Source organism: Pseudomonas sp. 10(2024) (genome assembly GCF_045164175.1).
Lineage (GTDB): Bacteria > Pseudomonadota > Gammaproteobacteria > Pseudomonadales > Pseudomonadaceae > Aquipseudomonas > Aquipseudomonas alloputida.
The window spans coordinates 681,474-706,247 of sequence record NZ_CP174006.1 but is presented as its reverse complement, the minus strand read 5'-3'; the positions used below and the strand labels follow the sequence as shown (position 1 = coordinate 706,247).

The following is a 24,774-nucleotide window of genomic DNA, read 5'->3' as shown; positions in this document are numbered from 1 at the left end:
TTGCGGAATTTTTGTGGGAGCGGGCGTGCCCGCGAAGAGGCAGGTACAGACTAGCGCGGGTCCAGCCAGACCAACGATGCAAAACGCCCACCCTGCGGGGTACGGCGATAGGAAAAGAACCGCGCATCACTGACCGTGCACAAGCCACCGCCATAAACAGCAGTCACGCCACGGGCAGCCAGGCGAATACGCGCCAGCTCATAGATATCCGCCAACAGCTTGCCTGGCCGTTCGCCGTCGACGAATGCCCGAGCTGCTTGCGGGTGCACGGCGGTAAAGGCATCACGCACTTCCAGCCCCACCTCGAACGCTTGCGGGCCGATGGCAGGCCCCAACCACACCAGCACCTCTTCTGGCGGCAGCGCCAGCCGGTCCAGCGTGGCTTCCAGCACGCCACCCGCCAGCCCACGCCAACCAGCATGCGCCGCCGCCACGCGGGTGCCCGCGCGGTCGCAGAACAACGCAGGCAGGCAATCGGCGGTCATCACGGTGCAGGCAATGCCAGGCTGGCGGGTCCAGCTGGCATCGGCCTCGGCCACCACAGTCGGGTCGGCATCCGCCACCACCCGCCCATGCACCTGCTTGAGCCAGGCCGGTTGGATGGTGAACTGTTCGCTCAGGCGGCGGCGGTTCTCGGCGACCGCGGCAGGGTCATCCCCAACATGGTCGCCGAGGTTGAAGGTTTCATAGGGCGGCAGGCTGACGCCGCCCTGACGGGTGGTGACACAGGCGCGGACCGAAGCCGGGGCCGGCCAGTCGGGGAACAGCAACGCCTGCGTCAGGTCACTCATCCGATGAAGCTCTCGCGGTCCTGGTTCAGCAGCGACAGCAACCAGACGAAGTCATCCGGCAGTGGCGATTCCCACTTCATGACTTCACCGGTAATCGGGTGGGCCAAGGCGAGGAAACGCGCATGCAGCGCCTGGCGCGGGAAGGTCTTGACCGCCTCGACCATGGTCGGGCTGGCAGCGGGCGGAATACGGAAGCGCCCGCCGTACGTCTGGTCGCCAACCAGCGGGAAACCCACATGGGCCATGTGCACGCGAATCTGGTGGGTACGGCCGGTTTCCAGCTTGACCCGCACGTGGGTGTGCGAGCGGAAGCGCTTGAGTACGCGGTAGTGGCTGACCGCCGGCTTGCCGCCGTCAGTTACAGCCATGCGCTGGCGCATGCCGCCGTGGCGGCCGATGGGCGCGTCGATCTTGCCACCGGCAGTCACCACGCCGATCACGATGCACTCGTAGATGCGGCTGACCTTGCGGGCCTGCATCTGCTCGACCAGCTTGGTCTGCGCCTGCAGGGTCTTGGCCACCACCATCAGGCCGGTGGTGTCCTTGTCCAGGCGGTGCACGATACCGGCGCGGGGCACGTTGACGATGTCTGGCACATGGTGCAGCAGCGCGTTGAGCAGGGTGCCGCTGGCATGCCCGGCCGCCGGGTGCACAACCAGCCCGGCAGGCTTGTTGATCACCAGGATGTGGTCGTCTTCGTAGACGATATCCAGTTCGATATCTTCTGCGATCCACTCGCCCTGGGCCTCTTGTTCAGCCTCCAGGGCAAGCAGAGAGCCACCATGAACAAGGTCTCGAGGGCGCACGACTGCACCATCGACCGTCAGGCGGCCCTCTTTGATCCACGAAGTTAGCCGCGAACGCGAGTACTCGGCGAACAATTGGGCGGCGACCTGGTCGAGGCGTTGGCCGCCCAGTTCGGACGGTACCTCTGCGCTAAGTTGAATGATCTCGGACATGCTCGATTCGGCGGGCGCACAGCCTTTGGTTTCGGCTGCGAGCTTGTGGTTAAATACGGCTTCTTTTGTCCCGGGGTTGGCCGGGGCGCTCATCATAACAGGACGGCACCGCCCAAGACAGCGGCCGTCAAAGGGACGCAAGCCGCCATGCGAGTGAAACACCTGCTGCTGATCGCCATCCTCGGGCTTACCGCGGCCTGTTCCTCTAATAAAGAGGTCATTGACGAGAACCTCAGCGAGGCCGAACTGTACCAGCAGGCCCAGGCTGATCTGGACAACTCCAGCTACACCAGCGCCGTGAACAAGCTCAAGGCCCTGGAGTCGCGCTACCCGTTCGGCCGCTATGCCGATCAGGCGCAGCTCGAGCTGATCTACGCCAACTACAAGAATTCCGAGCCCGAGGCCGCCAAGTCGGCCGCCGAGCGCTTCATCCGCCTGCACCCGCAGCACCCGAACGTCGATTACGCCTACTACCTCAAGGGCCTGACCTCGTTCGACCAGGACCGTGGCCTGCTGGCGCGCTTCCTGCCGCTGGACATGACCAAGCGTGACCCGGGCGCCGCCCGCGACTCGTACAACGAGTTCGCCCAGCTGACCAGCCGCTTCCCCAACAGCCGCTACGCGCCAGACGCCAAGCAGCGCATGATCTACCTGCGCAACCTGCTGGCTTCGTACGAAATCCACGTGGCCGACTACTACCTGAGCCGCCAGGCTTATGTAGCGGCTGCCAACCGTGGCCGCTACGTGGTCGAAAACTTCCAGGAAACCCCGTCTGTCGGTGACGGCCTGGCGGTGATGGTCGAGTCGTACCAGAAGCTGCACCTGGACGAACTGGCCGCCACGAGCCTGGAAACCCTCAAGCTCAACTACCCGGACCACCCGAGCCTGGTCGATGGCGAGTTCCAGCCCAAGCAGACCGAGTCTGACGGCCGCGGCTGGCTGTCCAAGGCCACCTTGGGCTTGATCGAAACCGATACCCCGCTGCCGCCAGGCGAAACCCGCGCCAACCAGGACGTGGTCAAGCAGTTCCAGGACGCGCGCGACGAGATGCCGCGAGAGCTGCTGCCTAAAGACGAGAACGGCGACCCGATCGTGCCGGAAGGCCCGAAAGAAGCCGAGAAAGACCGTTCCTGGTTCAGCTACATGACCTTTGGTCTGTTCGACTGACCTTCAGTGGTGAATGAAAGGGAGGCCTTGGGCCTAATGCCAGTCAGTTAAGCTGACTGGCATTTTTCATTTTCGGGTGGGGTACTTCGCTGGACGTTGCTTCACCGTTCGCGGAAACCATCGGTCAGGCCGTCGATGTGGCAAGACATATTGTGCCGCCGAAGCCTGCAGATCCGACAAAAATCCCGGCAAATTTCCGGGGTGGTTCAAGGATGTGCCATGCAGCAAGCCCAGTATTGCCCAGCTACAGGCAGTAAAACTCATCTCGCATGGGTACACACCAGGGCACTGTCGAGACATTTGCACCATCTGATAACGCAACAGGTTGTAGCCCAGCAGTACGCCCCATAGCTCTTGCGCAATCATCTCCGGCGTCTTGCTTCTCAGCGTATATTCACCACCTAAAAGCCCTTGCTTGATCTCTCGATATCCCAGTTCGATTTCCCAACGCTGACTGTAAAGGTCGACGATCTCATCACCCGGGAAACGCAGCGGATCGACCATTGAGGTCAGTACGCTCACCACCTTGCCTTTAATCGTCTTGCTTAACAGCCGTGCTCGAGTCTCCAGCGGCAGGCCGGGCCATTGCTTACGGGCTTGTGGCGAGGTGCGCAGAATGACTACGGCATCGTTGCGCCCAAGCTTGTGCTCGACTTCGTACTGGCTACCCTTCTTCAAAGGAATAAGCCAATGACGCTGCTCGCCTTGTGATTGCCAGTGATGCAGCAAACCCAACGAGTAGAAACCTTTATCGAACAGGGTCAGCGAGTGATCAGGCGTGGTAGCGATCAACTGTTCGGCCAGCTTCATTTCGCTACTGTGATAGCTCTCGAAAGTACTGCTTATCAGCAGATGGCTAGTCAGTTCCATCTGGCAGACCATTCGGACTTGAGGGTAACTGCCATCGCCATGCTGATTGGTCGCGCCGCCGTAGCACGCCCGATTTTCTGCGGTGTCGGGGGTATTCCAGACGACGCCATCCACACCCAAAAGCGTTAACCCCAACCATTGAGGGTGTTGGACTTCTGCATGCCATCGCTGCTGGGTGAGCGAAAACACCTCGCGAACCGCTTCGCTACCCAGCCGTTGCCGTCCCTGAACAACAGCGCTGGGCGCCACCAGCGGTCGCTTGCCCGGCAGCATGATGTCCATGTGATTCACGACATCCCAAGCCGACATCCGGCGGAACAACGCCATGCCGATGATGCACCAGACCAGGCTTTCCAACGGCAACCGGCGCTTGCGTATAGTCGAGACGCCTGCCGTTTCGAAGGCCTGTTTCACAATGTCTGGATCAAGCAAGGCTCCAAGCCCTTCGAGGGCATGTGGCCGCGATGCCATTTCATGAGTGAGGGACAGGGCTTTTGACAGGCGCATAAAAAATCCGATGCTCGTTTCCAAGCATCGGATTTTGCGGCCTATGGGCTAAAGGTCAATGCGTCAGTCTTAACTGACTGGCATTAGCCTTGGGCCTCCCTTTTTTATTGGCCGCGTCCTAGACTGTCGGCTTCTTCAATCGACAAGCTGGACATCATGGTTCGCCTACTTTTCTGGATCGCCCTGATCGCCGCCGCGTTCTGGCTGTGGCGCAAATACAAAGTCAGCCAGCAGTCGCACCCTGAGGCGAAGCTGGATGCGCCGCTGAAGATGGTGCGCTGTGCCCATTGCGGCGTGCACCTGCCCAACGACCGTGCGCTGCAGCAGGGCAATGAGTGGTATTGCAGCCAGGCCCACCTGCAGCAGGGCCCTGGCCACCAAGGCTGAACACGATGTGAAACCAATTCGAAATCTGTGGGAGCGGGCTTGCCCGCGAAGCAGGCACCACGGTGTATGGCACCGGCTTCGCCGGTGTTCGCGGGCACGCCCGCTCCCACAGTTTTTATCTGCAATTTCGTGTTCCACATATCCCTCCCCGACCCTTTCACACCATTTACGACCCCTCCCCCCCGCCAGCATTGACCCGTCCGGCCAAAATTCGCTAAATCCTATTTATCCGCATAAATATGAAAAATAGCGAAATGCTCAAACCCAAACGCAAGCGCCAGAAGCTGTCCGATGTGATCGTCGAATCAGTCAAGCGCTCGATCGTCACCGAAGCGCTGCACCCCGGCGACCGCCTGCCTACCGAGCGTGAGCTGATGGAGCATTTCGAATGCTCCAAGGGCACCGCCCGCGAAGCCCTCAAGGCGCTCGAAGTAGAAGGCCTGGTCAGCACCCGCACCGGCCCGACCGGGGGCGCCTACCTGAACGAAGTGGGCACCGAGCCAGCCAGCCGCGCGCTGCGCAACTACCTGCACTTTCAGCACCTGGACGGCGAACAGGTGTACCAGCTGCGCAAAGTCATCGAGGTAGAACTGGCGGTGTCGGTGATGGGCAAGCTGAGCGAAGCCGATTACGCCGCGCTGCAGGCCAACATCGACTTCTGCAGCGCGCCGGAAGACAGCGAAGAAGGCCAGCGTGAGCAGCGCTTGGCGGAGCTTGAATTCCACACCCTGCTGGCCAACCGCTGCCCCAACCCGTTGCTGCGTTTCATGGCGGTGTTCCTCAACGACCTGCTGCGCGACCTGGTGGTGCTGAAAAAGGCCTACCTGCCCAAGCGCCAGCAGTTCGCCGCCGCCAACATCGACTACCACAAGCAACTGCTGACCGCCTTGCGCGCCAGCGACGAACCCGCCGTACGCCGGCTGATGCACGAACACATGTGCGACGCCGAGCACCACATGACCGCGCTGGAAGGCGAGGTTGCCCGCAACTTCCTGCTGGAGTTCGATCACCACCACTGATGCGCCTGCAAAGAGGCCTGCACACAGGCCCGGCCGTACCCGCTTTGTCATTGCCACTCCTGCCTAATAACCACAAACAAGGAGTTACTCATGCAAAGACGTACCCTGCTCAAGGCAGGCCTTGCCCTGGGTGCCTTAGGTAGCCTCCCCTTGGGGGCACACCGGGCATTCGCCGACCAACCGCTGACCTTCTATGGGCTCAAGTCCATGTCGGGCGCCTTCGCCAGCTACGGCAAGTACGCCGACATGGGCTCGCGCCTGGCCATCGCCGAGCACCCGCAGTTGCTCGGCCACCCGCTCAAGTACAAAGTCATCGACACCGAAGGCAACGCCGGCAAGGCGGTGCGCAAGGTGCAGGAAGCCATCGGCCAGGATGGCGCACGCTTCTTCCAGGGGTGCACCCTGTCGTCTTCGGCACTGGCGGTGTCCAAGGAAATCCACAAAGCCGGCGGCGTGTTCATGACGCCTGTGGGCGCCGACGAAATCACCGGCAAGGACTGCAATGCCTCAACCTTCCGCTGGTCGGTGCCCACCTATGGGGCCATCCGCGAAACCCTGGTGCCGATGAGCCGCCAGCTGCCCCAGGCCAAGCGCTGGTACACCATCACCCCGCAATACGTATTCGGCGATGCCCTGCTGGACAACGCCCGCAAAGTGTTCGCCGAGCTCGGCGTGGAACACATCGGCAACAGCTACCACTCGTTGCAGGAGCAGGAGTTCTCCGGCTACCTGACCAACGCCATCGCCGCCAAGCCCGACGTACTGGTGCTGCTCAACTTCGGTAGCCAGGCCTCCAACGCCCTGCGCCAGGCGGTCAACTTCGGCATCAAGGACCGCATGAAAGTGCTGATGGTGTGGTCTGCCGGCCTCGACCAGTTCCAGGAGCTGGGCAGCGACGTGCTCGAGGGCGTGTACCTGGGTGCGCAGTACTGGCACCAGGTCGACACCCCGCTGAACAAACAGTTGGTCGCCGCCACCCGCAAGGCCTATGGCATCAATCCCAACTACCCGCTGGCCGCCGACTACATCGGCACCAAGGTGATGCTCGAGGCCATCGTCAAGGCCGGCAGCCTGGACGGGGCCGCCGTGTCTGCGGCATTGCAGGGCATGCGCTTCCAGGGCCCGACCGGCGAAGAAATGATCCGCCCGGGTGACCACCAGGTGCTCAAGGATTACTACCTGCTGCGCGGCAAGCCCCAAGGGCAGATGCGCGACGAGGACGACCTGGCCGAAGTCATCAGTTCGGGCCGCTCGTTCGTCGAGGTCGATCACACCGGTTGCGCCCTGGCCTGAAGCTGCGGCGTTAGTCACAAACACTTGTACAGGCAGCCGCCCGGCGCGCTGTCGAGGGCACGCTCATGCTCGATTTGTACCTGTTCCAACTGCTCAACGGCCTGGGCCTGGGGATGATCTACTTCCTCATCGCCGTGGGCCTGACGATCATTTTCGGCCTGCTCAACTTCGTCAACTTCGCCCACGGCGCGTTTTTCTTGCTGGGCGCCTACCTGTGCTACACCGCCGTGGCCGTCACCGGCAACTTCTGGCTGGCGCTGCTGATTGCGCCACTGGTGGTGGCCGCGCTGGCCTGGGCGGTCGAGCGCCTGTTGATCAAACGCATCTACCACCTGCCGCACACCTTCCAGATCCTCGTCACCCTCGGCATCGCGCTGATCATCCAGGAAGCGTCGGTGCTGATCTGGGGCCCGGTGGGCAAGAACATTGCCGTGCCACCTGAACTGCGCGGGGTGCTGATACTCGGCGACTTCATCTACCCCTACTACCGCTTGTTCCTGATCGGCTTCGCAGCGCTGATCGGTATTGGCCTGTGGCTGCTGCTGGAACGCACCCGTTTCGGCGCACTGGTGCGGGCCGGTAGCGAAAGCACCGAAACCGTTTCGCTGTTGGGCACCAACATTTTCCGCCTGTTCTCCCTGACATTCGCCCTGGGCGTGGGCCTGGCAGGTGTGGCGGGTGTGCTGTTTGCGCCGCTACGGGGCGCCCAGCCCTTCGTCGGCCCGGAAATCCTCGGCATTGCCTTCGTGGTGGTGGTGATTGGCGGCATGGGGTCGTTCGGCGGGGCGCTGGTTGGCGGCCTGCTGGTGGGTGTGGTGCAAAGCATGATGACCAGTCTCTGGCCGCAAGGCGCCAGCCTGATGATCTACGGCGCCATGGCAGCAGTAATTCTGGTCCGTCCCTACGGCCTGTTCGGGAGAGCCTGAGATGAGCGAGAAAAACCCATTGCCAGTCGCCAAGGGCCGCGCCCCGGCGCTGCTGTCGCTGGTAGTTGCCAGCCTGGTGGCGCTGCCGCTGTTGCTGCCCTCGGCCACCCTGGCCACCGAGATCCTGATCTTTGCCATGGCCGCACTGGCCTGCAACCTGCTGCTCGGCTACACCGGACTGCTGTCGTTCGGCCAGGGCATCTTCTTTGGCGTGGGCGCCTATGGCGCAGCGCTGCTGATGATCCACCTGCAGTGGGGCATGTTCGCCGCGCTGCTTGGCGCAGCTGTGTTCGGCGCCCTCCTCGCGCTGCTGGTGGGCGCACTGGCGATCCGTCGCACGGGCATCTACTTCGTCATGCTGACCCTGGCTTTCAGCCAGATGGCCTACTTCCTGGCCTATACCCTCAGCGGCTGGACCGGCGGTGACAATGGCCTGCTTGATGTGCCACGGCCGAATATCGAAATCGCCGGCCATGTGCTGGTCGACCTGGCCGACCCACGGCACTTCTATGTGTTCGTCGCGGTGCTGTTCCTGTTGATCTTCGCCGCAGCCCTGCGGGTGATCCGTTCGCCATTCGGCAGCACCCTGCTGGCTATCCGCGAGAACGAGACCCGCGCCGCCGCCATCGGCTACGACACCCGCCATTTCAAGATTCTGGTGTTCATGCTGTCGGGCGCCATCACCGGCATCGCCGGGGCGCTGTACGCCATGCTGCTGCACTTTGCGCCGCTGTCGAACATCGACCTGATGATGAGCGAGAACATCCTGATCATGACCATCGTCGGCGGCACCGGCTCACTGTTCGGCTCGCTGCTGGGGGCCGGCGCCATCGTGCTGCTGGGTGACGTGCTGTCGGAGCTTTGGCCACGCTGGCTGATGCTGCTGGGGGTGATCCTGATTCTGGTGGTGGTGTTCATGCGTGGCGGCCTGTGGGGCGGCCTGACCGAACTGGGCAAGCGCCTGCTGGCCACCCGCAATGCCGATGACAAACCCCAGGCCAAGACCAAGGAGACCCTGTGATGAGCGACTACCTCCTGGAAACCCGCCACCTGGAGCTGGCCTACGGGCCGTTCAAGGCGGTCTCCGGTGTTGACCTTAAAGTGCGCGCCGGCACCATCCACACCATCATCGGCCCCAACGGCGCCGGCAAGACCAGCCTGTTCCACTGCCTGACCGGCGAGCGTCAGGCCACGGCCGGCAAGATCCTGTTCAATGGCCAGGACATCATTCGCAAGCCGTCCCACGGGCGCGTGGCGCTTGGCATGGCGCGTTCGTTTCAGCTCACCAGCCTGTTCCAGAACCTTTCCGTGCGCGAGAACCTGCGCCTGGCAGCCCAAGGCCGTGATGGCCTGGGCGCGCTGAACTTTTGGCGCAGCGTCGAGCACAAGCGCAGCCACTGGAACACCGCCGACCAGGTGCTGGAGCGCCTGAAACTGAGCGCCCGTGCCGAAACCCTGGCGGGCGAGCTGTCGCACGGCCAGCAAAGGGTGCTGGAAGTGGGCATGTCGATCTGCGCCAAGCCCACCCTGCTGATGCTCGACGAACCCACTTCAGGCATGGGCATCGACGACATCCCGGTGATGACCGACCTGATCAGCGATCTTGGCCGCGACCATACCGTGCTACTGATCGAGCACAACATGAGCATTGTCATGTCGATCAGCCAGCGCATCACGGTGATGAGTCACGGCCAGATCCTGGTCGAGGGTACCCCTGAACAGGTGCGCAACGACGAGCGCGTACGCACCGCCTACCTTGGAGAGGCCGCCTGATGCTCAACGTCGATTCGATCCATTCCTACTACGACAAGAGCCATGTGCTCGAAGGTGTCTCGCTCAAGGTCGAGGCAGGCGAACTGGTAACGCTGCTGGGGCGCAACGGCGCAGGCAAGACCACCACCTTGCGCAGCATCCTTGGCATCGTCCGCCCACGACAGGGGCAGATCAGCTTCAACGGCCAGCAGTTGGTCGGCCGCGAAATTTTCGATATCGCCCGGCTCGGCATTGCTCTGGTGCCGGAACACCGCGGCATTTTCCGCCAGCTCAGCGTGGAGGAGAACCTGAAGATTGCCGTGCGCAAAGCCAGCCGCTGGCAGCTGGAGGACGTCTACAGCATGTTCCCGCGCCTGAAGGAGCGGCGCCGCAACGGTGGTTTCGCCCTGTCCGGTGGCGAGCAGCAAATGTTAGCTATCGCCCGCGCCCTGCTCAACGGCCCCAGGCTGCTGATCCTCGACGAGCCCACCGAAGGCCTGGCCCCGGTGATTGTCGATGAACTGGTGAAGATCCTGCGACGGATCAAGGACGAAGGGCTGTCGATCCTGCTGGTAGAGCAAAACCTGCTGGTCTGCGATGCCCTTGCTGATCGCCACTATGTGCTGGAGCAGGGCCGCGTCGCTTACCAGGGCAGTGCGGCGCAGTTCCGCGAGGACCCGAGCATCAAGAACCGTTACCTGGCCCTTAGCGCCTGACCCGACCGTGCTTACCTGTACCGGCCCTTTCGCGGGCAAACCCGCGCCTACAAAGGTGTCACCACCCTCAGCCCTGCGAGGCCTTTGTTGGAGCGGGTTCACCCGCGAATAGGCCGGTACAAGCAACCCAGAAATTTCAGGAGAGATGAACCATGAACACCCGCATCGATCCCTCGCAGCACCTGCTCGGCCAAGGCCCTCTGATCAACCGCGAGCGCCTGTGGCAATCATTGATGGACCTGGCCCAACTCGGCGCCACCGCCAAGGGTGGCGTATGCCGCCTGGCCCTGACCGACCTCGACCGCCAGGCGCGCGACCTGTTCGTGCGCTGGTGCGAAGAAGCCGGCTGCACCGTCAGCATCGACGCCATCGGCAACATCTTCGCCCGCCGCCCCGGCCGCAACCCTGCCCTGGCACCGGTTATGACCGGCAGCCACATCGACACCCAACCCACCGGCGGCAAGTTCGATGGCTGCTACGGCGTCATGGCCGGCCTCGAAGTGATGCGCACGCTCAACGACCTGCACCTGACCACCGAAGCCCCGCTGGAAGTGGTGGTATGGACCAACGAAGAAGGTTCGCGCTTCCCGCCCTGCATGATGGGCTCGGGCGTGTTTGCCGGTAAGTTCGGCCTGCAGGAAACCCTGGACAAGGTCGATGACCAAGGTCTGTCGGTCGGCGCTGAATTGCAGCGCATCGGCTACGCCGGCCCGCGCTTGCCTACCGGGCATGCCGTGGGCGCCTACTTCGAAGCACATATCGAGCAAGGCCCGGTGCTGGAAGACCAACGCACCACCATCGGCGTGGTCCAGGGCTGCCTGGGACAGAAATGGTTCGACCTGGTACTGACCGGTGTCGAGGCGCATGCAGGCCCCACACCCATGCACCTGCGCAAGGACGCATTGGTCGGCGCAGCCGAAGTGGTGGCTGCGGTCAACCGCGTCGCTCACGCGCACCAACCACATGCCTGCGGCACGGTCGGCTGCCTGACCCTGCATCCAGGTTCGCGCAACGTTATCCCCGGCCAGGTACACATGACCATCGACCTGCGCCACCTCGACCCTGGGCACCTCGACGCCATGGTCAGCGAAGTGCGCGCAGCCATCGAAAACAGCACGGCGAAACATGGCCTGAGCTATCAGCTGACCCCGACAGCCGACTTCCCGCCACTGTACTTCGCCGAGCAGTGTGTGGATGCCGTGCGCCAGGGGGCGCGTGCGCTGGGCCTGAGCCACATGGATATCGTCAGCGGCGCCGGTCACGATGCGATCTTCCTCGCCGAGCTGGGCCCGGCCGGGATGATCTTCGTGCCATGCGAAGGCGGCATCAGCCACAACGAAATCGAAAATGCCGCGCCCCAGGACCTGGCCGATGGTTGCGACGTCCTGTTGCGCGCCATGTTCCAGGCCGCCAACCCGGGAGCCCGTTGAAATGACCCAGAAAACCGCGATTGGCGAACTCACCGCCGTCGAACTGCTCGAACTGTACCAGCGCCGCCAGTTGTCACCCGTCGAGGTGGTCGAAGATGTGCTGGCGCGCATCGACCTGCATAACCCGGCGGTCAACGCCTTCTGCCATGTCGACGGCGAAGGCGCCCGCGCCGCCGCCCGCGCCAGCGAACAGCGCTGGCAGCGCGGCGAGCCCTGTGGCCGACTGGATGGCGTACCCGCCTCGATCAAGGACCTGACCCTGACCCGCGGCATGCCTACCCGCAAGGGCTCGCGTACTACCTCGGGTGCCGGGCCGTGGGAAATCGATGCGCCCTTCAGCACCTTCATGCGTGAAGCCGGTGCAGTGCTAGTGGGCAAGACCACCACGCCAGAGTTCGGCTGGAAAGGCGTGACCGACAACTCGCTGTACGGCATTACCCGCAACCCTTGGGATACCAGGCTGACTGCCGGTGGTTCGTCTGGTGGTGCTGCGGCAGCCGCCGCGCTGAACCTGGGGGTGCTGCATCAGGGCAGCGATGCCGGTGGTTCGATTCGCATCCCTTGCGCCTTCACCGGCACCTTCGGCATCAAACCGACCTTCGGCTATGTGCCGCAATGGCCGGCCAGCGCCATGACCGTGCTGTCGCACCTGGGGCCGATGACGCGTACCGTGGACGACTCGGTGCTGATGCTCGACTGCGTAGCGCGCCCCGATGCCCGCGACGGTTTGGCCGGCGCACCCCGGCAGGCGCCGTGGCTCAGCCAGCAGCAAGATCTGAGCGGCCTACGCATCGCCTACAGCGCCAACTTCGGTTACGTGCAAGTCGCCCCACAGATCCAGGCACTGGTGGCGCAAGCGGTGCAGCGTCTGGCGCGGCTGGGTGCGCAGGTAGAGGAAGTGGACCCGGGCTTCAGCGACCCGCTGGAAACCTTCAATACCCTGTGGTTTGCCGGCGCGGCGCGGTTGGCCAGTGCCTTGAGCGATGAGCAGAGAGCGTTGCTTGACCCGGGGCTGCGCTGGATTGCCGAACAAGGCGCACAGATCAGCCTTGGCGAATACACCCAGGCGCTAGAGGCACGGGCAGAATTGATTGCGAAGATGAATGCCTTTCATCAGCGATATGACGTGCTGGTATCGCCGATGCTGCCGTTGGTGGCGTTCGAAGCCGGACACAACGTGCCGCCTGGGTCGGGGATGGCGCAATGGATGGAGTGGACGCCGTTCAGCTATCCGTTCAACCTGACCCAACAGCCGGCGGCCTCGGTACCCTGCGGGTTCACCCGCGAGGGGTTGCCGGTGGGCCTGCAGGTGGTGGCCGGGCGCTTTGCCGATGAGCAAGTGCTGCGGGTGTGCAAGGTGTATGAGCAGCATTATCCGACCCGGCACCTGCAAGCACCGATTACTGGCTGAAATCTGTGTTGGTTTCTGCGGCCCTTTCGCGGGTGAACCCGCTCCTACACGCACCGATTACTGGCTGTAATTTGTGTTGGCTTTTGCGGCCCGTTCGCGGGTAAACCCGCTCGTGTAGGAGCGGGTTTACCCGCGAAGAGGTCCTCAGCCCAAACGCCCTTCTGGCGCATACGGCGCCGGGTCGATAATCGGCTCGGCCCCTGTCAGCAAATCGGTAAACAGCTGGCACGAAGCCGGCGCCAGCACCAGCCCATTGCGATAATGCCCGCAGTTCAGCCACAACCCTTCATGCCCCGGCACAGGCCCAATGTAAGGGATGCCTTCTGGCGACCCCGGCCGCAGTCCCGCCCAGTGCGCCACCACTGTCGCGCCTTCAAGCTCTGGCAACAACTCCACCGCCGATGCTTTCAGGCTTTCCAGCGCATCCCCGGTCGGGGTCTTGTCATACCCGGCGTGTTCCAGCGTGCTCCCCACCAGAATGTGCCCGTCACGTCGCGGGATTGCATAGCGCCCCTTGGCCAGCACCATGCTCGGCAAGAAGTCTTCAGCGCACTTGAACAGGATCATCTGGCCCTTCACGGGCTCCACCGGCAGTTCAAGGCCAAGGGTACGCAACAGGTCGCCACTCCAGGCGCCTGCGCTGAGCACAACCTCATCCGCCGCCAGTACGCCATCAGCCGTCTGTACACCAGTCACGCGCCCCTTTTCCTGCACGAAGCCGGTGATCTGGCAGTGTTCGCGCAAGCTCACGTTCGGCAGCGCCAGCAACGCCGCCTTCAGCGACTTGACCAAGCGTGGGTTGCGCACATTGGCCACGCCAGCCATGTAGATGGCGTGCTTGAAGCCCGGGCCCAGCACCGGCACCGCATCGTAGGCCGCGGAAATATCCACGGCACTGAGCGGCCGCTGCTCGCGCGCGGCCCAGGCCAACGCTTCGGCCTCGTCGTCCAGGTCGAGCCAGTACAGCCCGGTGGTGTGAACTTCCGGGTCGACACCGGTGCTGGCGAACAGACGCTCGCCCAGCTGTGGATAAAAGTCCTGCGACCAGTGCGCCAGAGCGGTCACGGCGGGGCTGTAGCGCCACGGGTACAACGGCGAGACAATGCCTCCGCCAGCCCAGGACGACTCTCGGCCAACCTCGCCCTGATCGCACACCACCACCTGGCCGACCTTGGCTGCCAGGTTGAATGCCGTCAGCAGGCCGATCACCCCGCCGCCAACCACCACTACTTGCTTGCTCATCTGTCGATCCAACACCTGAAGTAAAACCGCGATGCACCGGGCATCATTGAACCTTCAACTTCCCCAACAGTGCGTGCTGTGCTCAACGGCGCCCGGATTGTGCTGCACACCAGCCTGGTCGAGCTGGAAATCGCCACAGCCATCCTGTGCCATCAGCCCATGCGGTAGCCGCCGGGCGCGCAGCGTGAAGGTGTCACTGTCGCGCTGGGCCTGAAGGCTGTAGTAGCGGGTACCTTCGGGCAAGACCAGGTCGCCCTCGGTGTATTGGCCAGTGCGCACGCGGTGGCGCTCCAGGCGCAGGGCGGCATCATGCAGCAGGCCAACCACTTCGCTGCGCGCGGCTCGCCGAAGCTGGTCGCTGTAACTGGGGTAGGCAATGGCTGCCAGAATGCCGGTCACGGCCAGCACAATCAACAACTCGATCAGGCTCAAGCCTTGCTGCATGTCAGTCTCCTCGCAATCTTTGCCGCCAGGTGATGCGTTGGGTTTGATTGCCGGCCACGGCGTAGACCGCTTCCAGCACATGCCGTGAGCGGCTTTGCTTGCTGACGGCGGTAATCCGGAACAGGCTAACCGGCTGCCCTTCGGGCATGTGCGCGGCACGTTCGCTGACACCCAGGTTCTGCAGCTGGAAAAAGCCGGTCTGGGTACTTTCCCACTGCCCCACCAGATCGTGCGGCCTGGGCGGTGGCAGGCACGCGTTACAAACGTCAGGGGGCGCCCGTTCAAGTTCGCGTACCCCGGCCAGCAAAGTGGCCTCAGCCTCTTCCAGCGCCATCAGGCCATCGCTCAGGTAGCCGGTCGTTCGCGTTTCCACCAGCGCGTCGCGCAGGGCAGATGTGGCAAGCAGGCCCAGCAGGACGCTCAGGACCAAGGCCAGTAGAAGAACCACGCCACGCTGGTGAGTCATGAAGCGGGGACCGGGTTGCGGATTGCGACGCTCAACTCATGGCGCTGCTGAACCTTGAGCGTGGGTTCGTAGAGCGTCAGGCTGATATCCACCCGCTCTCCCCCCACCATCTGCACACGCTCCACACGCATCGCCTGCACATTATCAACCAACGGTTGAAATTTGCTGTTTCCGCGTTTGAACCTCAGCTTACCGTCCTGGAGCTGGTAGACATACCTGCTGACCGGGTACACCAGTAGGTCCCCAGCCTTGCGCGCTGCATCGACAGACACTTCGGTCAGGCAATTGGTGTGCAGAAACCAGTCAGGTCGGCCAGCTTGCCCAGGCAACTCCGCCACGATCAGGCTGAGGGTGGACGCTTCGATCACCAGGGGGCGAGCGAAGACCTGCTGTAATGCCGGGTCATCGAAATCGGAAGGTTTCAGGCGCAAACAGCCAAACATGCCGGCCATGCGAATATCCTGGGCCATGCGCAGCAATGCCTGCCGCGCCTCATCCTGCATGCGCAGCGCAGTACTTTGCAGGCGCCAGGCCTGGTGAGCCGATGCAAAGAGCTGACTGGCGGCCGCCAACAGCATCAACCCGATAGTCAGCGCCAACATCAGCTCAACCAAACCAAAACCACGTTGGCCGCGCCTCATCGACGCCCCCGTTCATGCTCGCTGTGCGCCGCCATTGCCGCCTGCCCATTGCGACGCGCGCTATCCACAGCCTGCAATGCCTGCAGTTGCAGCCCCGCTGCGGCGAACATACCCACGGCCACGACCACAACCGCCAACAACACTTCCAGAAGCGTCATACCCCCTTGCCTTGCGTGCATCCCTGCACCTCCTGCGACTTTTCCCGTCATTGCTTTCAACCTGGGCGACTGGACCTCTTGTCCAGCCGCCAGGAAGCTATAGCCAAGCACGTCCAGGGAGGAATGCACGGTGAAGCAACGCGGCGTAACACTGATACAAATGATGTCGGCCTTGGCCGTGGCGGCTTTGCTGACCCAACTGGGCATGCCGGCCTACGCCAGAATGAGCGATGACCTGCACCGGGCGGCGGCTGCCCGTGATCTGGCGCAGGCGCTGCGCAGTGCACGCAGCCATGCGCTGTTGCAGGGTCAGCCGGTGCTGGTGCTGGCGCTGGACGGTAATTGGGGGAATGGTTGGCGGGTAGTGCTGGAGCATAACCGGCAGGTGCTGCGCGAACAGCGCCTTTCAAAGCCGCTGAAAATAACCAGCAATCGCGGTGAGCAGTTCAAATTCAGTGCGCTGGGCGTGCCCATGACATCGGGCAACAGCTGGTTGGGCGCAAAACTGGAAATGTGCGAACGCGCCGCTGCTCGCAGCCGATATCAGGTGGTGCTGGCATCAAGCGGCAGAGTCAGGTTGCTTACGGAGGACCTGAGCAATGACCGCTGCTAGCGCGGTCATTGCAGGAGCGGTCTTGTGTCGCGCAAGGGCTGCAACGCAGCCCCTGCATTGGCGGCGGTGCTGCCCGTCAGATCAGCGAGCGAACCCGCAGCTCTTTGGGCATTGAAAAGGTGATGTTCTCTTCGCGCCCGTCCAGCTCTTCAGCGCCAGTGGCGCCCCAGGCCTTGAGCTGTTCGATCACGCCACGCACCAGCACTTCGGGCGCAGAAGCACCGGCGGTGATGCCGATGCGCGCGGCCTGGTCAAACCAGCCGCGTTGCAGGTCCTCGGCACCGTCGATCAGGTAGGCCGGGGTGCCCATGCGCTCAGCCAGCTCACGCAAACGGTTGGAGTTGGAACTGTTCGGGCTGCCGACCACCAGCACCACGTCGCTCTCGCCGGCCAGTTGCTTGACGGCATCCTGGCGGTTCTGGGTGGCGTAGCAGATGTCGTCCTTGCGCGGGCCGCCGATGTTCGGGAAGCGCGCACGCAGCGCATCGATGACGCGGCTGGTGTCGTCCATCGACAGTGTTGTCTGGGTGACGAAAGCCAGGTGGTCCGGGTCGCGCACCTGCAGGTTGGCCACATCTTCCTCGTCTTCGACAAGGTAGATGGCGCCGCCGTTGCTGGCATCGTACTGGCCCATGGTGCCTTCGACTTCCGGGTGCCCTTCGTGGCCGATGAGAATGCACTCACGGCCATCGCGGCTGTACTTGGCCACTTCGATGTGAACCTTGGTCACCAGCGGGCAAGTGGCATCGAACACTTTCAGGCCACGGCCAGCAGCTTCCTGGCGCACGGCCTGGGAAACACCGTGGGCACTGAAGATGACGATGACATCGTCCGGCACCTGGTCCAGCTCTTCGACAAAGATGGCGCCGCGGTTACGCAAGTCTTCCACCACGAACTTGTTGTGCACCACTTCGTGGCGCACATAGATCGGCGGGCCGAAGACTTCCAGCGCGCGGTTGACGATCTCGATCGCCCGGTCGACCCCGGCGCAGAAGCCGCGAGGGTTGGCGAGTTTGATTTGCATGCTCGGCTCCAGGCTTACAGGGCCTTCACCTCGAGGATCTCCACCTCGAAGGTCAGGGTCTTGCCAGCCAGTGGGTGATTGAAGTCGATGGTGACCTGGTCGTCATCGAACGCTTTGACCACACCCGGCAGCTCGGTGTTGGCGGCGTCGTTGAAGATGATCAGCAGCCCTTCGGACAACTCCATGCCTTCGAAGTTGGACCTTGGCATGACCTGCACGTTCTGCGGGTTAGGCTGGCCGAAGGCGTTCTCCGGGGCCACTGCCACGGTGCGCTTGTCACCGGCCTTGAAGCCGAACAGGGCGTTTTCAAAGCCCGGCAGCAGGTTGCCATCACCCACTTTGAAAGTAGCCGGGGCCTTATCGAACGTGCTGTCGACGGTGTCGCCGTTTTCCAGGTGCAGCGCGAAGTGCAGGGTGACTTCGGTGTTCTGGCCGATACGGGTGTCAGTCATGGACCGGATCCTCGGACTTCTTGCTCTTGAACATATCCAGCGCCAGCATCACCGCACCAACGGTGATGGCGCTGTCGGCCACGTTGAAGGCCGGGAAGTAATGGCGGTTCTGCCAGTGCACCAGGATGAAGTCGACTACGTGGCCCAGCACGATGCGGTCGTACAGGTTGCCAATCGCCCCACCCAGCACCAGCGCCAGCGCCACGGCCAGCCAGGTCTCGTTGCGCCCCAGGCGCTTGAGCCAGACGACCAGTACCGCGCTGACCACCACGGCGATCAGGGCGAACAACCAGCGCTGCCAACCCGCTCCGTCAGCCAGGAAGCTGAACGCGGCACCGGTGTTGTAGGCCAGGGTCCAGCTGAAGTAGTCAGGAATGACCACGATCTGCTGGTACATGGTCAGGGCGTTGTTGAAATACAGCTTGGTGGCCTGGTCGATGACCAGGACCAGCAAGCTCAGCCACAGCCATGCAAGGCGCCCGAAGCGCCCCGCTGCAGGGTTAGGCATAGTGGCGCACCTCACCCGAGCCTGTCAGGTTGTCGACGCAACGGCCGCAAATTTCCGGGTGCTCCGGATGGCTGCCGACGTCGGCGCGGAAGTGCCAGCAACGACCGCACTTGGTGTGGCCGGACTTGACCACTTGCAGCTTGAGGCCTTCGACTTCGGTGGCTACCGCTTCGGCCGGTGCCTGTGCGAACGGCACCACGCTGGCGGCCGAGGTGATCAGCACGAAGCGCAACTCGTCGCCCAGCTTGCCCAGGTCGGCACTCAGGCCTTCGTCGGCGTACAGGGTCACTTCGGCTTGCAGGTTGCCGCCGATGACCTTGGCGGTGCGCTGGTTTTCCAGCTCCTTGTTGACCGATGCCTTCACTGCCATCACGCGGTCCCAGTAGGCGCGGTCCAACTCGGTGCCTTCCGGCAGCTCGCTCAGGCCTTGGTACCAGCCGTTGAGCATTACCGACTCGTTGCGCTCGCCCGGCAGGTACTGCCAGATTTCGTCGGCAGTGAATGCCAGGATCGGCGCGATCCAGCGCACCAGCGCCTCGCTGATGTGGTACAGCGCAGTCTGGCAGGAACGGCGGGCGACACTGTTGGCGCCGGTGGTGTACTGGCGGTCCTTGATGATGTCGAGATAGAAGCCGCCCAGCTCCTGTACGCAGAAGTTGTGCACCTTGGAGTAGACGTTCCAGAAACGGTACTCGCTGTAGTGCTCTTCCAGTTCGCGTTGCAGCAGCAGGGTACGGTCCACGGCCCAGCGGTCCAGCGCCAGCATGTCTTCCGGGGCCAGCAGGTCGCGGGCCGGGTCGAAGCCGGACAGGTTGGACAGCAGGAAGCGGGCGGTATTGCGGATACGCCGGTAGGCGTCGGCACTGCGCTGCAGGATCTGCTCGGAAACGGCCATTTCACCGGAATAGTCGGTGGCCGAAACCCACAGGCGCAGGATATCGGCACCCAGGGTGTTGTTGACCTTCTCCGGCTCGATGGTGTTGCCCAGCGACTTGGACATCTTGCGGCCGTTCTCGTCCACGGTGAACCCGTGGGTCAACAGCTCGCGGTATGGCGCATGGTTATCGATGGCGCAACCGGTCAGCAAGGACGAGTGGAACCAGCCGCGGTGCTGGTCGGAACCTTCCAGGTACAGGTCAGCGCGCGGGCCGGTGGCGTGGCCGATGTCGTGCGAGCCACGCAGTACGTGCCAGTGAGTGGTGCCCGAGTCGAACCACACGTCGAGGGTGTCGGCGATCTTGTCGTACTGGTCGGCTTCAGCGCCCAGCAGTTCAGCGGCGTCCAGCTTGAACCAGGCCTCGATGCCTTGCTGCTCGACACGCTTGGCCACTTCTTCCATCAGTTCGACAGTGCGCGGATGCAGCTCGCCGGTCTGCTTGTGCAGGAAGAACGGGATCGGCACACCCCAGTTGCGCTGACGCGAGATGCACCAGTCCGGGCGGTTGGCGATCATCGCGTGCAGGCGCGCCTGGCCCCAGGCCGGGACGAACTTGGTGTCTTCGATGGCTTTCAGCGCACGCTCACGCAGCGGCTCGCCGGTGCTCGGCTGCTTGTCCATGCCCACGAACCACTGCGCGGTGGCGCGGTAGATCAGCGGGGTCTTGTGGCGCCAGCAGTGCATGTAGCTGTGGCTGATGGTTTCGGTGTGCATCAGCGCACCGACTTCGCTCAGCTTCTCGACGATGGCCGGGTTGGCCTTCCAGATGAACTGGCCGCCGAAGAATGGCAGCGAGTCGACATACACGCCGTTGCTCTGCACCGGGGTAAGGATGTCGTCGTTGACCATGCCGTAGCGCTTGCAGGTGACGAAGTCGTCTTCACCGTAGGCTGGCGAGGAATGCACCACGCCGGTACCGGCGCCCAGCTCGACGTAGTCGGCCAGGTAGATTGGCGACAGGCGATCGTAGAACGGATGGCGGAAGTTGATCAGCTCCAGCGCCGAACCTTGGGCGGTGGCAACGACCGAACCTTCCAGGTTGTAGCGCTTCAGGCACGACTCGACCAGCTCTTCAGCCAGCACCAGCAGGCGTTCGCCGGTGTCGACCAGGGCGTACTTGAATTCCGGGTGGATATTCAGGGCCTGGTTGGCCGGGATGGTCCACGGGGTGGTGGTCCAGATCACGATGGCGGCCGGCTTGGCCAGCGAGGCCAGGCCGAAGGCGGCGGCCAGCTTGGCTTCATCGGCAACCGGGAAGGCCACGTCGATGGTCTGCGACTTCTTGTCAGCGTACTCGACTTCCGCTTCAGCCAGCGCCGAACCGCAATCAAAGCACCAGTTCACCGGCTTCAGGCCCTTGAACACGAAGCCTTGCTTGACCATCTCGGCCAGGGCGCGGATTTCACCGGCCTCGTTGGCGAAATTCATGGTCTTGTATGGGTTGTCCCAGTCACCCAGCACGCCCAGGCGGATGAACTCGGTCTTCTGCCCTTCGATCTGCTCGGCAGCGTACTCGCGGCACAGCTCGCGGGTACGGTCGGCGGAAAGGTGCTTGCCGTGGGTAACCTCGACCTTGTGCTCGATCGGCAGGCCGTGGCAGTCCCAGCCTGGCACGTACGGCGCATCGAAGCCGGCCAGCGTCTTGGAACGGACGATCATGTCCTTGAGGATCTTGTTCAGCGCATGACCGATGTGAATCTTGCCGTTGGCATAGGGCGGGCCGTCGTGCAGGACGAACTTGGGACGATCCTTGCCAATTTCGCGCAGCTTCTGGTACAGGCCAATGCTGTCCCAGCGCTGCAGGATCTGCGGTTCGCGCTGAGGCAGGCCGGCCTTCATGGGGAAGGCGGTGTCCGGAAGGTTAAGCGTGGCTTTGTAGTCGGTCATTTCAGGCTCTTCGTTAGCGGTTGAGCGTGCCAATGTGCACGTGCGGCGGCGATATCCGCATCGATCGCCGACTTCAGCGCCTCCAGGGAGGCGAATCGCTGCTCTTCACGCAGCTTGTGGTGGAACTCCACCGTCAGGCGCCGGCCGTAAAGATCGCCGGCAAAGTCCAGAAGATGAATCTCCAGGTGCGGGTGCCCATCACCGGCAACGGTGGGGCGCACGCCGATATTGCCGACACCCGGCCAAGCTTTGCCGTCGATCACGATGCTGGCCAGGTATACCCCGGACAGCGGCACGCGGCGGCGCTTGAGCTGGATGTTGGCGGTTGGTGTGCCGAGCTGGCGGGCCAGCTTCTGGCCGTGCAGCACGCGGCCTGTAATGCGGTACGGGCGGCCCAGCAGGTGTTCGGCCAGTTCGAAGTCGCCCTCGGACAAGGCCTTGCGCACTTCGGTGCTGCTGACCCGCAGGCCATCCTGGATGACCGTGTTGGCGGCCTCGACGGTAAAGCCGTACGCGTTGCCGGCCTCGACCAGGAAAGCGAAGTCGCCAGCGCGGTCGCAGCCGAAGCGGAAGTCATCGCCCACTTCGAGATGACGCACGCCCAGGCCGTCGACCAGGATGGCCTTGACGAAGGCATCGGCACTGAGCTTGCTCAGACGCTGGTTGAACGCCAGGCACAGCACCCGGTCGATGCCTTCGGTCGCCAGCAGCTCGATCTTGTCGCGCAGCCGAGCCAGGCGCGCTGGCGCGGTATCCGGTGCGAAGTACTCGCGTGGTTGCGGTTCGAAGATCACCACGCAGGTCGGCAGGCCCAGGGCCTGACCGCGCTCGCGCAGGCGCGCCAGGATTGCCTGGTGGCCGCGGTGAACCCCGTCGAAGTTGCCAATGGTGGCGACACAGCCCCGGTGCTCGGGGCGCAGGTTGTGAAGACCTCGAACCAGCTGCATAACGCGCTTCTTGCTCATAAAGTGGCCGATTATAACCACACCCGGGCGCTGGTGACAGGCAGCAGCGCCCAAGGGCGGCGTGGAATGCGAAAAACCGACGCCTGACCCGCCAAAAGCCTCAGTGCAAGGCCTTGCGAGCGAAATGCCGGGGCCTGAAGCCACACAGGTACAGGCAGCCAAAATACGTCACGACGCCCGCCAGGATCAGCGCCCCAAGCCGCAGGAAGCGCTCAAGCATGATGCCCTGTTCCCAGGCCGGCATATAGTGCATGCCCGCCAGCAGTACTGCCGACATCAGCGCCACCGCCAACACAAGCTTGAGCAGGAACACTGCCCAGCCAGGCTGAGGCTCGAACAGCTGCTGACTGCGCAGCTTCCAGAACAGCAAACCGGCATTCAGGCAGGCACCGAGGCTGATCGCCAACGCCAGGCCGGCATGTGCAAGCGGGCCGACCAGGGCAAGGTTGAACAGCTGGGTGCAGACCAGGGTGAAGACTGCGATCTTCACCGGCGTGCGAATATTCTGCTGCGCATAGAAGCCAGGTGCCAGTACCTTGATCAGAATGATCGCCAGCAAGCCCACGGAATAGGCGATCAACGCTCGCTGGGTCATGGCCGCATCAAACGCGCTGAACTTGCCATATTGAAACAGCGCAACGGTCAGCGGCTCGGCAAGAATGGCCAACGCCAGGGTGCAGGGCAGTACCAGCAGGAAGCACAGGCGCAGGCCCCAGTCGAGAATCCGTGAGTACTCCTCGCGGTCCTTGTTGGCGTAGGTCTTGGCCAGGGTCGGCAGCAGGATGGTGCCCAGGGCAACGCCCAGCACACCGGAAGGCAGCTCCATGAGGCGGTCGGCGTAGTACATCCACGATACCGAGCCGGCCACCAGGAAGGAGGCGAAGATGGTGTTGATGATCAGCGAGATCTGGCTCACCGACACCCCCAGGATCGCCGGCAGCATCTGTTTCAGTACCCGCCACACACCCGCGTCCTTGAGGTTCAGGCGCGGCAGCACGAGCATGCCGATCTTCTTCAGTGCTGGCAGCTGGTACAGCAACTGCGCCAGGCCACCCGCCAGCACGCCCCAGGCCAACGCCATGATTGGCGGGTTGAAGTACGGCGTCAGCAACACGGCGAAGGCAATCATCGCCACGTTCAGCAAGGTGGGCGTGAAGGCCGGCACCGAAAAGCGGTTCCAGGTATTGAGGATCGCTCCGGCCAGGGAAGACAGCGAGATCAGGAATATATAAGGAAACGTCACCCGCAACAGGTCGGTGGTCAGCTCGTATTTTTCGGTGCTGTCGACAAAACCCGGGGCCGTGGCCCACACCACCCACGGTGCAGCGAGGATGCCGATGGCGGTCACCAGGGCCAGCACCAGGGTCAGAAGGCCGCTGACATAGGCAATGAAGGTGCGCGTCGCCTCCTCGCCCTGCTGGGTCTTGTACTCGGCCAGAATCGGCACGAAGGCCTGGGAGAATGCGCCTTCGGCGAAGATGCGCCGCAACAGGTTGGGCAGTTTGAACGCGATGAAGAAGGCATCGGTAGCGACACCAGCACCAAAGATGCGGGCCAGGATGGTGTCGCGAACAAAGCCCAGCACCCGCGAAATCATGGTGATCGAGCTTACTGCAGCCAGGGATTTGAGCAGGTTCATCGAAAAGATTCACGCCAATGACAGAGGACGCTGCCAGACAGCGTCCGAATGTGCGATACTCCCGCGCCTTCGCAGGGGAGCCAAAAATTCCCGAGTGTACAGGTCGCGCAGCAGAAAGGAATCTTTCCCGCTTGTTGGCGCACCGCTCGGCGGAACCTTGCAGGTGGCCTTGACATCCGCTCGACTGATCGGCATGATTCGCGGCCTATTTTGTTTGCTATTTACCTAAAGTCTTTCGAGGAGCTCGACGGTGGCCAACACACCTTCCGCCAAGAAACGTGCAAAACAGGCTGAGAAGCGTCGCAGCCACAACGCCAGCCTGCGTTCCATGGTCCGCACCTACATCAAGAATGTAGTTAAAGCCATCGACGCAAAAGACGCCGAAAAAGCGCAAGCCGCTTACGTTCTGGCTGTACCTGTAATCGACCGTATGGCCGACAAGGGTATCATCCACAAGAACAAGGCTGCTCGTCACAAAGGCCGTCTGAATGGCCACATCAAGGCGCTGAAAGAAGCTGCAGCTGCCTAAGCGACGCGCTAGTCGAAAAACCGACCCTAGGGTCGGTTTTT

At 62.9% G+C, this 24,774-nt stretch carries 26 protein-coding genes; 12 read left to right on the top strand and 14 right to left on the bottom strand.

Annotation, left to right across the window (positions count from 1 at the left end; all coding sequences use genetic code 11):
- Nucleotides 1-50: 50 nt before the first annotated feature.
- Both pgeF and rluD read right to left on the bottom strand, forming a co-directional pair.
- Nucleotides 51-791: a peptidoglycan editing factor PgeF gene (gene pgeF / locus ACI7M0_RS03155; RefSeq protein WP_010951886.1), complete on the bottom strand. Its 741-nt coding sequence runs from the start codon at nt 789-791 to the stop codon at nt 51-53.
- The gene (gene rluD, locus ACI7M0_RS03150; RefSeq protein ID WP_003247554.1) at nt 788-1,750 is read right to left on the bottom strand and encodes a 23S rRNA pseudouridine(1911/1915/1917) synthase RluD; all 963 of its coding nucleotides are present in this window, start codon (nt 1,748-1,750) and stop codon (nt 788-790) included. The genes pgeF and rluD overlap by 4 nt, the downstream gene beginning before the upstream one ends.
- Nucleotides 1,751-1,897: 147 nt before the next feature.
- Between rluD and ACI7M0_RS03145 the strand changes: the two genes are divergently transcribed.
- Entirely contained in the window at nt 1,898-2,917 is a 1,020-nt protein-coding gene (locus ACI7M0_RS03145; protein WP_004577276.1) for an outer membrane protein assembly factor BamD, read from the top strand.
- A 66-nt stretch (nt 2,918-2,983) separates the two neighbouring features.
- Here the strand turns inward: ACI7M0_RS03145 and ACI7M0_RS03140 are convergent, their stop codons facing one another.
- Complete coding sequence (locus tag ACI7M0_RS03140; RefSeq protein WP_104960600.1) at nt 2,984-4,294, bottom strand: IS4 family transposase; 1,311 nt, start codon at nt 4,292-4,294, stop codon at nt 2,984-2,986.
- Between the two features lie 156 nt (nt 4,295-4,450).
- On the opposite strand from ACI7M0_RS03140, the gene ACI7M0_RS03135 reads away from it, so the two are divergent.
- The 9 genes from ACI7M0_RS03135 (at nt 4,451) to ACI7M0_RS03095 (ending at nt 13,228) form a co-directional block, all read left to right on the top strand.
- Complete coding sequence (locus tag ACI7M0_RS03135) at nt 4,451-4,681, top strand: PP0621 family protein (protein WP_014589594.1); 231 nt, start codon at nt 4,451-4,453, stop codon at nt 4,679-4,681.
- A 254-nt stretch (nt 4,682-4,935) separates the two neighbouring features.
- Nucleotides 4,936-5,700 (top strand): FadR/GntR family transcriptional regulator, encoded by a 765-nt coding sequence (locus ACI7M0_RS03130; RefSeq protein WP_020192253.1) that lies wholly within the window; start codon nt 4,936-4,938, stop codon nt 5,698-5,700.
- A 90-nt stretch (nt 5,701-5,790) separates the two neighbouring features.
- Nucleotides 5,791-6,993, top strand: a complete 1,203-nt coding sequence (locus ACI7M0_RS03125; RefSeq protein WP_119714179.1) for an ABC transporter substrate-binding protein — start codon at nt 5,791-5,793, stop codon at nt 6,991-6,993.
- Nucleotides 6,994-7,058: 65 nt separating this feature from the next.
- Nucleotides 7,059-7,919, top strand: a complete 861-nt coding sequence (locus tag ACI7M0_RS03120) for a branched-chain amino acid ABC transporter permease (RefSeq protein WP_003247565.1) — start codon at nt 7,059-7,061, stop codon at nt 7,917-7,919.
- Between the two features lies 1 nt (nt 7,920).
- Nucleotides 7,921-8,940, top strand: a complete 1,020-nt coding sequence (locus ACI7M0_RS03115; RefSeq protein WP_020192255.1) for a branched-chain amino acid ABC transporter permease — start codon at nt 7,921-7,923, stop codon at nt 8,938-8,940.
- Nucleotides 8,940-9,692 (top strand): ABC transporter ATP-binding protein, encoded by a 753-nt coding sequence (locus ACI7M0_RS03110; protein ID WP_129933655.1) that lies wholly within the window; start codon nt 8,940-8,942, stop codon nt 9,690-9,692. Before ACI7M0_RS03115 ends, ACI7M0_RS03110 begins: the two co-directional genes overlap by 1 nt.
- Nucleotides 9,692-10,387 (top strand): ABC transporter ATP-binding protein, encoded by a 696-nt coding sequence (locus ACI7M0_RS03105; protein ID WP_129933654.1) that lies wholly within the window; start codon nt 9,692-9,694, stop codon nt 10,385-10,387. Before ACI7M0_RS03110 ends, ACI7M0_RS03105 begins: the two co-directional genes overlap by 1 nt.
- 152 nt (nt 10,388-10,539) lie before the next feature.
- Entirely contained in the window at nt 10,540-11,817 is a 1,278-nt protein-coding gene (locus tag ACI7M0_RS03100) for a Zn-dependent hydrolase (RefSeq protein WP_129933653.1), read from the top strand.
- Between the two features lies 1 nt (nt 11,818).
- Complete coding sequence (locus tag ACI7M0_RS03095) at nt 11,819-13,228, top strand: amidase (RefSeq protein WP_129933652.1); 1,410 nt, start codon at nt 11,819-11,821, stop codon at nt 13,226-13,228.
- Between the two features lie 144 nt (nt 13,229-13,372).
- Here the strand turns inward: ACI7M0_RS03095 and thiO are convergent, their stop codons facing one another.
- From thiO to ACI7M0_RS03070, 5 genes are read right to left on the bottom strand one after another with little or no spacing between them, the layout of a single operon-like run.
- Nucleotides 13,373-14,470, bottom strand: coding sequence for a glycine oxidase ThiO (gene thiO, locus ACI7M0_RS03090; RefSeq protein ID WP_020192259.1), 1,098 nt, complete (start codon nt 14,468-14,470; stop codon nt 13,373-13,375).
- 54 nt (nt 14,471-14,524) lie between these two features.
- A complete protein-coding gene (locus ACI7M0_RS03085) occupies nt 14,525-14,914 on the bottom strand; it encodes a type IV pilin protein (RefSeq protein ID WP_129933651.1) in 390 nt (129 codons plus the stop codon).
- A gap of 1 nt (nt 14,915) precedes the next feature.
- Complete coding sequence (locus ACI7M0_RS03080) at nt 14,916-15,380, bottom strand: hypothetical protein (RefSeq protein WP_129933650.1); 465 nt, start codon at nt 15,378-15,380, stop codon at nt 14,916-14,918.
- Complete coding sequence (locus ACI7M0_RS03075) at nt 15,377-16,021, bottom strand: PilW family protein (protein ID WP_129933649.1); 645 nt, start codon at nt 16,019-16,021, stop codon at nt 15,377-15,379. The genes ACI7M0_RS03080 and ACI7M0_RS03075 overlap by 4 nt, the downstream gene beginning before the upstream one ends.
- Nucleotides 16,018-16,200 (bottom strand): prepilin-type N-terminal cleavage/methylation domain-containing protein, encoded by a 183-nt coding sequence (locus ACI7M0_RS03070; RefSeq protein WP_049588116.1) that lies wholly within the window; start codon nt 16,198-16,200, stop codon nt 16,018-16,020. The genes ACI7M0_RS03075 and ACI7M0_RS03070 overlap by 4 nt, the downstream gene beginning before the upstream one ends.
- A 109-nt stretch (nt 16,201-16,309) precedes the next feature.
- Between ACI7M0_RS03070 and ACI7M0_RS03065 the strand changes: the two genes are divergently transcribed.
- On the top strand, nt 16,310-16,792 hold the full coding sequence (locus tag ACI7M0_RS03065; RefSeq protein WP_129933648.1) for a GspH/FimT family pseudopilin: 483 nt from the start codon (nt 16,310-16,312) through the stop codon (nt 16,790-16,792).
- Nucleotides 16,793-16,868: 76 nt separating this feature from the next.
- On the opposite strand, the gene ispH is transcribed toward ACI7M0_RS03065, so the two are convergent.
- The 6 genes from ispH to murJ all read right to left on the bottom strand — a co-directional run bounded on the left by ispH (nt 16,869) and on the right by murJ (nt 24,204).
- Nucleotides 16,869-17,816, bottom strand: a complete 948-nt coding sequence (gene ispH, locus ACI7M0_RS03060; RefSeq protein WP_010951872.1) for a 4-hydroxy-3-methylbut-2-enyl diphosphate reductase — start codon at nt 17,814-17,816, stop codon at nt 16,869-16,871.
- A 14-nt stretch (nt 17,817-17,830) separates the two neighbouring features.
- Complete coding sequence (gene fkpB, locus ACI7M0_RS03055) at nt 17,831-18,268, bottom strand: FKBP-type peptidyl-prolyl cis-trans isomerase (protein ID WP_010951871.1); 438 nt, start codon at nt 18,266-18,268, stop codon at nt 17,831-17,833.
- Complete coding sequence (gene lspA / locus ACI7M0_RS03050) at nt 18,261-18,776, bottom strand: signal peptidase II (protein ID WP_003247609.1); 516 nt, start codon at nt 18,774-18,776, stop codon at nt 18,261-18,263. The genes fkpB and lspA overlap by 8 nt, the downstream gene beginning before the upstream one ends.
- Nucleotides 18,769-21,600 carry an isoleucine--tRNA ligase gene (ileS, locus tag ACI7M0_RS03045; protein ID WP_129933647.1) on the bottom strand — a complete coding sequence of 944 codons (2,832 nt, stop codon included), beginning with the start codon at nt 21,598-21,600 and terminating at the stop codon, nt 18,769-18,771. The genes lspA and ileS overlap by 8 nt, the downstream gene beginning before the upstream one ends.
- A complete protein-coding gene (gene ribF, locus ACI7M0_RS03040; protein WP_129933646.1) occupies nt 21,597-22,547 on the bottom strand; it encodes a bifunctional riboflavin kinase/FAD synthetase in 951 nt (316 codons plus the stop codon). The genes ileS and ribF overlap by 4 nt, the downstream gene beginning before the upstream one ends.
- Before the next feature lie 118 nt (nt 22,548-22,665).
- Nucleotides 22,666-24,204 carry a murein biosynthesis integral membrane protein MurJ gene (gene murJ / locus ACI7M0_RS03035; protein WP_129933645.1) on the bottom strand — a complete coding sequence of 513 codons (1,539 nt, stop codon included), beginning with the start codon at nt 24,202-24,204 and terminating at the stop codon, nt 22,666-22,668.
- 250 nt (nt 24,205-24,454) lie between these two features.
- On the opposite strand from murJ, the gene rpsT reads away from it, so the two are divergent.
- Nucleotides 24,455-24,733: a 30S ribosomal protein S20 gene (gene rpsT, locus ACI7M0_RS03030; RefSeq protein ID WP_003247625.1), complete on the top strand. Its 279-nt coding sequence runs from the start codon at nt 24,455-24,457 to the stop codon at nt 24,731-24,733.
- Nucleotides 24,734-24,774 lie beyond the last annotated feature (41 nt).

Bases quoted from the DNA above. Each gene is read 5' to 3' on its own strand.
- pgeF (WP_010951886.1), bottom strand. From the start codon at position 791: ATGAGTGACCTGACGCAGGCGTTGCTGTTCCCCGACTGGCCGGCCCCG.
- rluD (WP_003247554.1), bottom strand. From the start codon at position 1,750: ATGTCCGAGATCATTCAACTTAGCGCAGAGGTACCGTCCGAACTGGGC.
- ACI7M0_RS03145 (WP_004577276.1), top strand. From the start codon at position 1,898: ATGCGAGTGAAACACCTGCTGCTGATCGCCATCCTCGGGCTTACCGCG.
- ACI7M0_RS03140 (WP_104960600.1), bottom strand. From the start codon at position 4,294: ATGCGCCTGTCAAAAGCCCTGTCCCTCACTCATGAAATGGCATCGCGG.
- ACI7M0_RS03135 (WP_014589594.1), top strand. From the start codon at position 4,451: ATGGTTCGCCTACTTTTCTGGATCGCCCTGATCGCCGCCGCGTTCTGG.
- ACI7M0_RS03130 (WP_020192253.1), top strand. From the start codon at position 4,936: ATGCTCAAACCCAAACGCAAGCGCCAGAAGCTGTCCGATGTGATCGTC.
- ACI7M0_RS03125 (WP_119714179.1), top strand. From the start codon at position 5,791: ATGCAAAGACGTACCCTGCTCAAGGCAGGCCTTGCCCTGGGTGCCTTA.
- ACI7M0_RS03120 (WP_003247565.1), top strand. From the start codon at position 7,059: ATGCTCGATTTGTACCTGTTCCAACTGCTCAACGGCCTGGGCCTGGGG.
- ACI7M0_RS03115 (WP_020192255.1), top strand. From the start codon at position 7,921: ATGAGCGAGAAAAACCCATTGCCAGTCGCCAAGGGCCGCGCCCCGGCG.
- ACI7M0_RS03110 (WP_129933655.1), top strand. From the start codon at position 8,940: ATGAGCGACTACCTCCTGGAAACCCGCCACCTGGAGCTGGCCTACGGG.
- ACI7M0_RS03105 (WP_129933654.1), top strand. From the start codon at position 9,692: ATGCTCAACGTCGATTCGATCCATTCCTACTACGACAAGAGCCATGTG.
- ACI7M0_RS03100 (WP_129933653.1), top strand. From the start codon at position 10,540: ATGAACACCCGCATCGATCCCTCGCAGCACCTGCTCGGCCAAGGCCCT.
- ACI7M0_RS03095 (WP_129933652.1), top strand. From the start codon at position 11,819: ATGACCCAGAAAACCGCGATTGGCGAACTCACCGCCGTCGAACTGCTC.
- thiO (WP_020192259.1), bottom strand. From the start codon at position 14,470: ATGAGCAAGCAAGTAGTGGTGGTTGGCGGCGGGGTGATCGGCCTGCTG.
- ACI7M0_RS03085 (WP_129933651.1), bottom strand. From the start codon at position 14,914: ATGCAGCAAGGCTTGAGCCTGATCGAGTTGTTGATTGTGCTGGCCGTG.
- ACI7M0_RS03080 (WP_129933650.1), bottom strand. From the start codon at position 15,380: ATGACTCACCAGCGTGGCGTGGTTCTTCTACTGGCCTTGGTCCTGAGC.
- ACI7M0_RS03075 (WP_129933649.1), bottom strand. From the start codon at position 16,021: ATGAGGCGCGGCCAACGTGGTTTTGGTTTGGTTGAGCTGATGTTGGCG.
- ACI7M0_RS03070 (WP_049588116.1), bottom strand. From the start codon at position 16,200: ATGCACGCAAGGCAAGGGGGTATGACGCTTCTGGAAGTGTTGTTGGCG.
- ispH (WP_010951872.1), bottom strand. From the start codon at position 17,816: ATGCAAATCAAACTCGCCAACCCTCGCGGCTTCTGCGCCGGGGTCGAC.
- fkpB (WP_010951871.1), bottom strand. From the start codon at position 18,268: ATGACTGACACCCGTATCGGCCAGAACACCGAAGTCACCCTGCACTTC.
- lspA (WP_003247609.1), bottom strand. From the start codon at position 18,776: ATGCCTAACCCTGCAGCGGGGCGCTTCGGGCGCCTTGCATGGCTGTGG.
- ileS (WP_129933647.1), bottom strand. From the start codon at position 21,600: ATGACCGACTACAAAGCCACGCTTAACCTTCCGGACACCGCCTTCCCC.
- ribF (WP_129933646.1), bottom strand. From the start codon at position 22,547: ATGCAGCTGGTTCGAGGTCTTCACAACCTGCGCCCCGAGCACCGGGGC.
- murJ (WP_129933645.1), bottom strand. From the start codon at position 24,204: ATGAACCTGCTCAAATCCCTGGCTGCAGTAAGCTCGATCACCATGATT.